Consider the following 9,842-nt stretch of genomic DNA (forward strand, 5'->3'; position numbering starts at 1 on the left):
ACATTGGGGCAGCAATTGCTGCAAGCCGGTTATCGTTTTACTACGGTGACCCCGGCTACGCATCAGTTGGTCAATGCGCGCATCGGCAATGAATGGTCGTTGTCCATCGCCGATATATTCGGATGGAGTCGGCCGTTCAAAGTAACGGATATCGATTCGCCGAATTTCTCCGAGATATTTGTTCTCATGCAGGAAGCGGACATTCTGCTGTCGTTTAAAGATGGATATCGCAGTGCATTACGCGCCTCTACACTGGATGGAAATTTGTATTTTCATTCTGCCTACCCGACTACGGAAGCAGATTCCGTCTTCTTCGGCCCGGATACGTATCGTTTCGTTCGCGCCTTGAAATCGGATCTGACCGCGAGTCTTGCAGTACAGCGCGCCGTGGATATCGGTTGTGGAGCCGGGCCTGGCGCCTTGACGATCGCGGGACTGTATCGACAAGCAGAGGTCTTTGCCGTCGATATCAACGATGCTGCGCTGCAGATCACCGCCGTGAATGCAGAACTCGCTGAAATGTCCAACGTCGTCACATGCCAAAGCAATTTGCTTACCGGCGTATCGGGAAAATTTGATCTGATCGTATCGAATCCTCCATATCTGGTTGATCCCGGGCAACGCACGTATAGAAATGGTGGAGGCACGCTCGGCGCCGATCTGTCGTTAAAGATTCTGGATGCGGCACTTGAGCGTCTGGCCCCGAACGGTACTTTGTTGATGTACACCGGTGCGCCGATGATTGGTGGACGGGATTTTCTGTTGCAGGAAGTGGAAAGAATACTGACTCATCGCCCGGATTGCGTATGGCGATATGAGGAATTGGACCCGGACATATTTGGGGAGGAACTTGCAGAAGACTCCTATAAGGACTGCGACCGCATTGCGGCTGTTTGGCTGAAGGTTACGAAAGTAATTCAATCTTGAACCTGCAGGGATCAACATCAATACGATGACATAAACTCAGACACTCCTATAGCCAACATAAAGTAATTTTGTGACAATCCGTTTGAAATTGAACAGGTTGAATGAAAAAGAAAATTCTTCTGCTGCGGCGATGGGGACAATCACAACATGCATAACGCAGTGTCTGATATCGGGCCGTTCCACATGCTCGACAAGGATTTCTTTAACCGGGACAGTCCCGCGCTTGCGCGTGCATTGATCGGCAAGGTATTGCGCCGGCGCTGGAAGAATCAGTGGCTGTCCGCCCGCATCATTGAAACGGAAGCCTACCGTCTGGACGACCGCGGAAGTCATGCGTCTCTCGGCTACACGCATAAACGGCGTGCCTTGTTCATGGATGGCGGCACGATTTACATGTACTACTCTCGCGGTGGCGACTCCTTCAATATCAGTGCGGCCGGACCGGGTAATGCGGTGCTGCTTAAATCGGGCTATCCCTGGATCGACGCGATTGCTGGTCCCGCAGCATTGGAAGAAATGCAGGCGCAAAATCCTGGTGCCGCCGGCGCGGTGCGGCCGATACATCGCCTCTGCGCAGGGCAGACGTTGCTGTGCCGATCGCTTGCGTTACGTGTGCCCGACTGGGACGCGCATTCATTCGATCCTGACGAATTGTTCGTCGACGATGTAGGCGAGTCGCCGGAGATTCTGATCCAGACAACCCGATTGGGCATCACGGCAGGAAGAGACGAGCATCTTCCCTATCGCTTTGTCGATCCTGCCTATGCGCGATATTGCACGCGCAATCCGCTTCGCAGGGGGCAGACCGCTCCCTTGCATTATTGCTGGGTTGATCGGAATGGAGAGCTTGCGGATTTTCAGGGATTTCCTCCCGGTGCCGTCGCAGTTGCAGGCTGAGTTCGCGCATGCAATCAGGTGAAACAAATTCATCGATTGGTCATCAGTATTGATTTCGAAACAGGTATGATTTCCCTGTTTCATGCGGTCGGATTTCGTCAAACATTACATCGAGGAGAAACTCATGCTGGTCGATATCAAGGTTCCGGAATTGTCGGAAGGCGCTACCGAGGCAATCATGCTGGACTGGAGCAAGAAGGTCGGCACCAAAGTCGCGGAGGGTGAAAATCTGACCGATCTGGAAACCACGAAAGTCGTCGTCGAGGTGACCGCGCCTGCAACAGGAACGCTGGTGAAGATATTGAAGGATGAGGGAAGCGAAGTCGCGGTCGGTGACGTCATCGGCCAGATCGATACCGATCTGAAGTAAATTTCCGCATAGCGTCCGGCAGTACAGCGCAGACAGGTCAATAAAAAAGGTTACGAAATTTCGTAACCTTTTTTGTTTTCAGTCCGGCTGATCTAGCCGGCATCACCGCCACTGACGAAATTCCTTTCGCCACGCAGATATTGTGCAAGCCATTGCAGCAACGCGACGGCATCGCCGAATTCCATGAAGCCCTGTGTCTTGCCGTCACCGAACAGCGGTGAGCCGTTCAGGCTCTTGTCGATGACGAGATCATCAAAGGTGGCGATGGGAATATAGTCTTCACGAATGTCGAAGATATTGGCGTTCATGATCGCATCGACGACATGGCCGAGAAACTGAATTTCCGGCAGGCGCATCGATGCCATCTGATGTTCCCTGAGGAATAGGCCGACTGCCAGTAACGCATTGCTGACCACGACACGCAGGTAAGTCAGTTTCTGTTCAGGATTGTCCTGCAGCGCACGGATCGAACCCTGAAAATCGAGTTCGGTTCCTGCTTCCGCGTAATCCATGACGATGTTGCCGCCCGAACCTGTCTTGAGTGTGGTTCGTTTTCTGCGAAGCAGTAGATTTTCCTGCGCGTTTCTTTCGAAATCGCTGTGCATCGGTTGCAGGATCATTGCCGCGGACATTGGCAGTACGCGCAATTGCTCTTCAATCAGATGGCTGGCCAGTAGTGAAGCCTTTTCGCCGCTTGCCTTGCTCATGTCAATTCCCCTTTATGGTTAATGAAGCATGAAGACGAGAATTCTGTTTCAACAGCAGTAACGACTTTGCACAGATCAGAATGATGCGGATGGTCGGGTTTGCACCCCGGAGAGAAACGTCGCCTGAAATCAGTTTACACGTTGCGACGATGGATGCAACTGACTTGCCGTCCGGACACTCAGGGTTTCTCCGGCGGCATGTGTTTCCATGGTTTGCTCTCGCGCCAGCCGATGGGCCAGTCTTCCGGCATGGCGAGATAAAGCGCGCCGATATCGGCGACGAACGCATTCAGGCCGGGCGAAGAAAGCGTGACGCCTGCGGTCAGTGCGGGCATGTGTGAAGACAGTTCGTGGATAACGAGTGGCTCCAGCCAGTCGCCGTGATGCTGCCAGATGCTGCCGCCAATGACGAACTTGCTGATATCGAGCGTCGTCGTCACATTGAACAAGGCGCGGCCGAACCAGCGTGTTGCTTCGACCACGATGGTGTGCGCTTCTGCGTCGCCGTCTCTGGCAGCATTGAACAATTCTTCAGGCGAACGGCAATAGCGCATTTCCAGATTGCGGCCGGAAACGAGTGCTTCGACATCGCCTAAATTGCCGCAGCCGCACTGTGCCGTCGATTGATCGGTCATCAGCATGTGACCGGCATGTCCGGCGTTGCCGTTCTTGCCGCGCAGCAGGCGTCCGTCCACACACAGGCCGAAGCCGATACCGGTACTCCAGGTGACGTAGGCGCAGCTGGCGATATCCTGCAGGTTGCCAAAGGCGCGTTCCGCTGCAAGAGCCGCAACGCAATCGTTTTCAATGGTGACTGTGCGGAAATGTTCGCGCAGCACTTCTTCCAGCGGGACCGAGGTCCATGTATTGGGTAAGTCGCCTTGCTTGCCGATACCGCCGCAGATATTCGGTGCGACCATCTGAATCAGATCCTGATGCTTGACGAATGGCCCGCATGAGCTGACGCCGACCGACTCCACTTCGTCGAAATTCACGCCGGCGTCGTTGCAGGCTTTCTTCAGCAACGCAATGGCTTGTTCGCCGGGCGCGCGATTGGTGCCGGATTTGGCGGTTGGTTCGGTGACGCGGGCCAGTGGGCCGTTGCGATCGGCGACGGTTGCCGCCATTTTCGTGCCGCCGATATCGAGGCCGCAGAGATAGGAGGAATGCATGGATTTTCCGGAAGGCATACGATTCACGAGAGTTGTCCTGTCACAGACAATTCTGCCATCGCTAAGTTTAGACGAGGGAAATATTCCCTGGATGAAAGAAAGAGTGCCGCGAACGGAAAACGTTCAATACTGAAAGCCGTCGATGCCCTGATGGACGGCGTATCGGATGAGGCCTGGAATATCTTCCACGCCGATTTTGACCAGCACTTGTTTGCGATAGCGGTTGACGGTGGAAAGACTGAGCGACAAGCGGTCGGCCGTTTCCGTCAATCGTTCGCCACGGCAGATGCTGTGAAAAATTTCATATTCGCGCGGACTCAGTTTTTCGTGCAGCGCACGCGGTTCGCCATCCAGCTCCACTTGTCGCCGTGGTGCGATCTCTTCCGGATAGTGCTTGCCGCTCCCGACTGCACGAATGGCGCGTATCAACTCGTCGCTTTCACCGTTTGCCGGAAAGCAGCCACTGGCGCCGCTGTTCATCAATTGCAGAGCATGGAATTGTTCGGGATGACCATTGATGATGAGTACCGGCAAGGTCTGTCTGGTTTCCTTGAAGGCGAGCAATGCCTCATAGCCGTTCTTGTGAGGTGTCGCGATATCCAGCAGCACGATGTCGAGTTGCAGACTCGCTGCCATGCTGACGCCTTCGCGCGCGGATGCCGTTTCGCCGGCAATCACGAGATCGGGAGTTGCCGAAAGCCACTGGCGTATGCCTGCCCGCACGACGGGGAAATGTTCGACGATCAGTATCTGCATGGCTGTGAAAGTCGTTCTCGCGTGTATGGAAGATGAACGTCACGATACGGGCTGTGGCAGGGCTGCGTCTGTGGGACGACGCACATAAAACCGTAATCCCGTGTTCAGGATGTTGATTTTCCTGTATGCATCACTGGGGCAATTAAAGGAATTCCTACTTAAAATTCAGAATGGACCGATATCGTGACGCATCGGTGCGAGGCAATATGAAACTTCGGTCGATTTGCATCGCGCATCTCACGATGTGAATCTGCCGTGCAATCCATTCATACAAACCTAAGGAGAGCATCATGGCAAACCAGTCGAGCAATACGCGTGGAGGCAGCTCCCAGCAGCATTCACAGGCAGGTCAGCAAAGTCAGAAAAACAGCGGAAGTAATTCATCGAAAACGCAACCGAGCGCCAGCAACAAGGGCTCATCCGGCACACGTGGCGGTTCTTCCGAGCAGCATTCGGCCGCAGGAAAGCAGAGCCACAAGAACGACAAGTAACGCAACGGATGGCAGCCTTATCTGTTGTGCCATTACGTAGACGAAGCGGACCATATGGTCCGCTTTTCTCATTCGCAGAATAGGAACCGCAGCGAGAGGAAAGCAAGGCTGCAAAGAAAATTAAACTAGCGCCCGCCGGATGAATACCGGATTCGAGAAGAGGAATGTCTGCGACAAATCCCTGTCTATGCATAACGCGATGTCGAGAATGTCGCGGTGCACGTCAGCCTTTAAACCAGACATTTCGAGGAGCAACTTATGTCCCACTCACTTAAACCCATCGATCAGCAAGTCATGGTCATTACCGGCGCATCCAGCGGAATCGGGCTGGCCACGGCAAAAGCCGCTGCCGCACAAGGCGCACGCGTTGTTCTTGCGGCGCGCAGCGAGGACGTCTTGAATCAGGTCGTCGCCGACATCAATGCCGATGGCGGTGACGCCATCTGTGTGATTGCCGATGTCAGCGACCGTTCGCAGGTGGAAAATATTGCACGCACGGCGATTGATCGTTACGGCCGTATCGACACCTGGGTCAACGATGCGGGCCTGTCCATATACGGTCGGCTGCATGAAGTCAGCGATGAAGACCACCGTCGTCTGTTCGATATCAATTTCTGGGGTGTCGTCAACGGTTCGCTGGTCGCCTTGCCGCACCTGATCAAAAGCGGCGGTGCACTGATCAATCTGGGCAGCGAGGTATCGGATGCCGTGGTGCCGTTGCAAGGCATGTACTCGGCATCCAAGCATGCAGTGAAAGGCTTTACCGACGCATTGCGTGTGGAAATAGAGGAAGTCGACAAGTCGCCGATATCGATCACGTTGATTCAGCCGACCGCCGTCAACACACCGTTTCCGCAAAACGCAAAGAACTACATGCAGCATGAGCCCAAGCTGCCGACACCGCAAATCGATCCTTTCAAGGTGGCCAATGCCATTCTGGATGCAGCGACGAACCCGACGCACGATATCAAGGTCGGCATGATGTCGAAACTGAACACGGCGATGGAAAAACTGATGCCGACGCTAGCCGAAAAAATGTCAGCCAGACAGGCGAGCCGTCAGCAATATGACGAGCCACCCCGAAAACCGGACGGCGCCTTGTACCGTCCGAGCGCGAGCGGGCGCGTGCACGGCACCGGCGGGCATGTGAAATAACAGAAGAGTGAGCAAATCGACGAAAGAACAACTCGATAAAATGTGGAGGGCATCATGCTGGATCTCGACATGCCGTGGTGGGAATTTATAGTGCGTGGCGCAATTGTCTATCTGGTGCTGCTGGTCATCGTGCGGTTATCCGGCAAGCGGACGGTCGGACAATTCACGCCATTCGATTTGCTGGTCGTCATGTTGCTGAGCGAAGGCGTCAGTAATTCGCTGACCGGCGGGGACGAATCGCTGGTCGGCGGACTGCTGGTGGCGGTCACGCTGGTCTCGCTGAACCTGGGCGTTGCATGGATGACCGCACACAGCAGAAAGGCCGCCGATCTGGTGGACGGTACGCCGACGCTCGTCGGACGCGACGGCAGGATATTTGAAGATACGTTGAAGAAATTGCGCGTGGGCGTGGCCGACGTGGAGCAAGCGTTGCGTGAATCCGACTGCGAGCTGGCGGAAATGAAATGCGCAATTCTCGAATCGGACGGCACAATCAGCATCATGAAAAAGTAACGCAGCCGGGAATGTCGTTGGGTATGTCGGTCCGGACAATGACGCAGGCGTCATTGTCATTGTCGGGCCTCGCTTCCGGTTGTCGCTCTCGACGATGCAGGAGCTGGCAAATTGGTCTGGGCGCCGTGCGGATGGCGATGTTCAAACCCCGTCGGATCGGTCAGTTGAACGGGAGGACTGTGTTGCCATGCATCCGCACCGGGATCGATCGGCGGCGCAACGATGTCCGCGCGATCTGCGCGCTTGTCGGCGCTCGATATGCCGAAGTTCTTGTCGCGAGCAGCGATCATTCCCGGATCTGCCTGTCCGTCCGCCGTGAAGCCCATCATCAGTTGCGGTATGCCGAGCGGCAATTCCTTTTGCAGATCGGTATGCCAGGTGTGCCAGGTCTTGCCATAAGTAGTCACCAGCTTCTTCATCAATTCCTTTTCTGCGAAAACGGGAATGCCTGGTGCGATCAGGCTGCCGGATTTTACTTCATGGACGTGGCTGTGCCACAGCGCCTTCTCCGATGATGGAAGTGTCTTGAAGAGTTTTTCGCTGACGATGTATTCGACCCCCATGATCTTTGCGCTGGACGTATTGCCGTCATAAATCACGCACTGTGTGACGTCTTCATTAACGATCGAACAGTAATGATGTGCCTCCATCTGCCCCTGCATGTTGCCGCTATAGAAGTGGAAGCCGTCGAGATAGGCATTCAGTGCCTCGATCGGCGGCTTGTTCTGCAGGACGTCCGCACCTTTCTCCAGGATTTTCGTCTTCGCGGTTTCTGCACTACCCGGTGCCGCAACGTTGGAATCGGAATTTTCACCGCCGCAACCGGCAAGCAGCATCATCGACGAGATGAAGAGAACATGCTTCATGGGAAAACTCCTCCAGAAAAACGAACAGGGCCGCAAATTTTTGCATGTACTGACGCCAATGCGAATAGGCAAGGAAGCGTTTCTGATGTCGGAAAAAGAAGCTTGCGGCGCACGAGAGCGAGTTACTTTTGCTCTTGCCGCTTGTCAACCTGCCTGTAGTTATTCCTACAGCTTTCGACACGATTTTCTGATACCGCATGACGGGCCGTGTTGGCGATCATGCAGGTTGGACAAGACGGGAGAACATCATGCTGGCAATGGATTTCAGAGGACCATATCGTGTGCGCGCGCGGCAAAAGGCGGAACCGGAGATCGAACATCCGAACGACGCGATCGTGCGCGTGACGCGCTCCTGCATCTGCGGTTCGGATCTTCACCTGTACCACGGCCTGGTACCGGACACACGTGTCGGCACTACCTTCGGTCATGAATTCATCGGCGTCGTCGAAGAGATCGGTTCATCGGTGCAAAACCTGAAGGTCGGCGATCACGTGCTGGTGCCGTTCAACATCTTTTGCGGCTCCTGCTATTTCTGTCAGCGCGAGCTCTACAGCAATTGCCACAACACCAATCCCGAAGCGACCGCGGTTGGCGGCATCTACGGCTATTCACATACAGCCGGCGGGTACGATGGCGGCCAGGCCGAATATGTCCGTGTACCGATGGCGGACGTCGGGCCGACTGTCATCCCGCCCGATCTGGACGAGGACGATGCGGTGCTGCTTACCGATGCCCTGCCGACCGGCTATCAGGCCGCGGAAATGGGTGACATCGAGGAGGGCGACACCGTTGTCATCTTCGGTGCCGGTCCGATCGGCATCTTTGCTGCAAAGTCGGCATGGATGTTCGGCGCAGGACGCGTCATCGTCGTCGACCATCTTGAATACCGGCTTGAGTTTGTCAGGAATTACGCGCAGTGCGAGGTGTTGAACTTCAAGGAAGTGCGCGACATGGCGATCCACATCAAGAAAATGACCGACGGACTGGGAGCTGACGTCTGCATCGACTGTGTCGGTTGCGAGGCGGTCGGCAATGTCGCACAAAGCATCACCGGTCGATATCTGAAGCTGCAGGCTGGCGCCGCCACCGTACTGCACTGGTGCATCAACTGCGTGCGCAAGGGTGGCAGGGTATCGATCGTCGGTGTGTATGGCCCGACCTTCAATGCGATCCCGATCGGCAACGCAATCAACAAGGGCTTGACGCTGCGAATGAACCAGGCGAGCGTCAAGCGTCACCTGCCGCGTCTGATCGAACACATACAGGCCGGCCGCATTTCGCCGAAGGACATCATCACGCATCGCGTGCCACTGGAAGAAGTGGCCGACGCGTATCACATCTTTTCCAGCAAGCTCGACAACTGCATCAAGACCGTGCTGATTCCGCCCGCCGCGTCGCGGTTCCAGATCGAAGTGTGAGGAAATACACGAATTCAAGGAGCGACAAGATGAAACCGTCCATCGACACCGATGAAAACCGGAAAAGAGAAACCTGGGAAATCGCCAAGCCGCACCGCGATCTTTCGCACATACAGGGGTGGGGCGCCGACCTCGATCATGCAAACCGTCCCGCTTATCCGATGGAAAGAACGCCGCCGCGACTCGAGGGAGTGCATTGGGATCACCCTGCGCAACAGCCGGTGCACATGGAAATCTATCACTCGACGGAGCGCCCGGGCATCACGCCGGTATTCGGTACCAGTGTGCCGCCGAAGGGATGCAGCGGCAGGTTGCGCAGCTGGGCCTACAAGTTCAGCGAAAACGATATTCGCCGTTGGCTGATGCTGATGGTGGCCGACCGCATCAATACCGTGGAAGGAATCGGCGAAGATCTGGGCCAGGGGCATGTGCCGAATGTCTTTGCCGAGATGGGAATCAAGGCCGAACTGAAGCACAATCCTGCCGGGTTCGCACGCAAGGTTGCCGTCGGTGCGGCGGTCGCAGGGATCGCCTATTACCTGCTGGCGCGCAAACGCGAACGCTGATCAT

At 55.4% G+C, this 9,842-nt stretch carries 12 protein-coding genes; 8 read left to right on the forward strand and 4 right to left on the reverse strand.

From position 1 onward, the window contains the following. The 3 genes from VN114_RS00535 to VN114_RS00545 all read left to right on the forward strand — a co-directional run. A partial coding sequence (locus tag VN114_RS00535) for a class I SAM-dependent methyltransferase (protein ID WP_325510906.1) occupies positions 1-927 on the forward strand: 927 nt, incomplete at its 5' end. A gap of 183 nt (positions 928-1,110) precedes the next feature. Then, complete coding sequence (locus VN114_RS00540) at positions 1,111-1,824, forward strand: DNA-3-methyladenine glycosylase (protein ID WP_325510975.1); 714 nt, start codon at positions 1,111-1,113, stop codon at positions 1,822-1,824. A 124-nt stretch (positions 1,825-1,948) separates the two neighbouring features. Then, the gene (locus VN114_RS00545) at positions 1,949-2,194 is read left to right on the forward strand and encodes a biotin/lipoyl-containing protein (RefSeq protein WP_325510908.1); all 246 of its coding nucleotides are present in this window, start codon (positions 1,949-1,951) and stop codon (positions 2,192-2,194) included. Between the two features lie 92 nt (positions 2,195-2,286). Here VN114_RS00545 and VN114_RS00550 read toward each other — a convergent pair whose 3' ends face one another. The 3 genes from VN114_RS00550 to VN114_RS00560 form a co-directional block, all read right to left on the reverse strand. Then, entirely contained in the window at positions 2,287-2,901 is a 615-nt protein-coding gene (locus VN114_RS00550) for a hypothetical protein (protein WP_325510910.1), read from the reverse strand. 179 nt (positions 2,902-3,080) lie between these two features. Next, entirely contained in the window at positions 3,081-4,073 is a 993-nt protein-coding gene (locus VN114_RS00555; protein ID WP_325510912.1) for an ROK family protein, read from the reverse strand. Positions 4,074-4,196: 123 nt separating this feature from the next. Beyond that, positions 4,197-4,829: a response regulator transcription factor gene (locus VN114_RS00560; RefSeq protein WP_325510913.1), complete on the reverse strand. Its 633-nt coding sequence runs from the start codon at positions 4,827-4,829 to the stop codon at positions 4,197-4,199. 290 nt (positions 4,830-5,119) lie between these two features. On the opposite strand from VN114_RS00560, the gene VN114_RS00565 reads away from it, so the two are divergent. The 3 genes from VN114_RS00565 to VN114_RS00575 all read left to right on the forward strand — a co-directional run bounded on the left by VN114_RS00565 (position 5,120) and on the right by VN114_RS00575 (position 6,988). Beyond that, entirely contained in the window at positions 5,120-5,320 is a 201-nt protein-coding gene (locus VN114_RS00565) for a hypothetical protein (RefSeq protein ID WP_144102477.1), read from the forward strand. Between the two features lie 258 nt (positions 5,321-5,578). Further along, positions 5,579-6,475, forward strand: coding sequence for an SDR family oxidoreductase (locus VN114_RS00570; RefSeq protein ID WP_325510916.1), 897 nt, complete (start codon positions 5,579-5,581; stop codon positions 6,473-6,475). A 54-nt stretch (positions 6,476-6,529) separates the two neighbouring features. Next, positions 6,530-6,988: a DUF421 domain-containing protein gene (locus tag VN114_RS00575; protein WP_144102475.1), complete on the forward strand. Its 459-nt coding sequence runs from the start codon at positions 6,530-6,532 to the stop codon at positions 6,986-6,988. 56 nt (positions 6,989-7,044) lie between these two features. On the opposite strand, the gene VN114_RS00580 is transcribed toward VN114_RS00575, so the two are convergent. Then, positions 7,045-7,854: an OBAP family protein gene (locus tag VN114_RS00580; RefSeq protein WP_325510919.1), complete on the reverse strand. Its 810-nt coding sequence runs from the start codon at positions 7,852-7,854 to the stop codon at positions 7,045-7,047. A 248-nt stretch (positions 7,855-8,102) separates the two neighbouring features. Here VN114_RS00580 and VN114_RS00585 point away from each other — a divergent pair, with 248 nt between their 5' ends. After that, the gene (locus tag VN114_RS00585) at positions 8,103-9,272 is read left to right on the forward strand and encodes a zinc-dependent alcohol dehydrogenase (protein WP_325510921.1); all 1,170 of its coding nucleotides are present in this window, start codon (positions 8,103-8,105) and stop codon (positions 9,270-9,272) included. Positions 9,273-9,301: 29 nt separating this feature from the next. After that, the gene (locus tag VN114_RS00590; protein ID WP_325510923.1) at positions 9,302-9,838 is read left to right on the forward strand and encodes a hypothetical protein; all 537 of its coding nucleotides are present in this window, start codon (positions 9,302-9,304) and stop codon (positions 9,836-9,838) included. The last annotated feature ends 4 nt before the right edge of the window (positions 9,839-9,842 follow it).

Origin of the sequence: Oxalicibacterium sp. (assembly GCF_035565035.1) — a bacterium.
Taxonomy (GTDB): domain Bacteria; phylum Pseudomonadota; class Gammaproteobacteria; order Burkholderiales; family Burkholderiaceae_D; genus Oxalicibacterium.

Excerpts from the sequence above, each read along its gene's own strand:
- VN114_RS00540 (WP_325510975.1), top strand. The coding sequence starts at position 1,111 with ATGCTCGACAAGGATTTCTTTAACCGGGACAGTCCCGCGCTTGCGCGT.
- VN114_RS00545 (WP_325510908.1), top strand. The coding sequence starts at position 1,949 with ATGCTGGTCGATATCAAGGTTCCGGAATTGTCGGAAGGCGCTACCGAG.
- VN114_RS00550 (WP_325510910.1), bottom strand. The coding sequence starts at position 2,901 with ATGAGCAAGGCAAGCGGCGAAAAGGCTTCACTACTGGCCAGCCATCTG.
- VN114_RS00555 (WP_325510912.1), bottom strand. The coding sequence starts at position 4,073 with ATGCATTCCTCCTATCTCTGCGGCCTCGATATCGGCGGCACGAAAATG.
- VN114_RS00560 (WP_325510913.1), bottom strand. The coding sequence starts at position 4,829 with ATGCAGATACTGATCGTCGAACATTTCCCCGTCGTGCGGGCAGGCATA.
- VN114_RS00565 (WP_144102477.1), top strand. The coding sequence starts at position 5,120 with ATGGCAAACCAGTCGAGCAATACGCGTGGAGGCAGCTCCCAGCAGCAT.
- VN114_RS00570 (WP_325510916.1), top strand. The coding sequence starts at position 5,579 with ATGTCCCACTCACTTAAACCCATCGATCAGCAAGTCATGGTCATTACC.
- VN114_RS00575 (WP_144102475.1), top strand. The coding sequence starts at position 6,530 with ATGCTGGATCTCGACATGCCGTGGTGGGAATTTATAGTGCGTGGCGCA.
- VN114_RS00580 (WP_325510919.1), bottom strand. The coding sequence starts at position 7,854 with ATGAAGCATGTTCTCTTCATCTCGTCGATGATGCTGCTTGCCGGTTGC.
- VN114_RS00585 (WP_325510921.1), top strand. The coding sequence starts at position 8,103 with ATGCTGGCAATGGATTTCAGAGGACCATATCGTGTGCGCGCGCGGCAA.
- VN114_RS00590 (WP_325510923.1), top strand. The coding sequence starts at position 9,302 with ATGAAACCGTCCATCGACACCGATGAAAACCGGAAAAGAGAAACCTGG.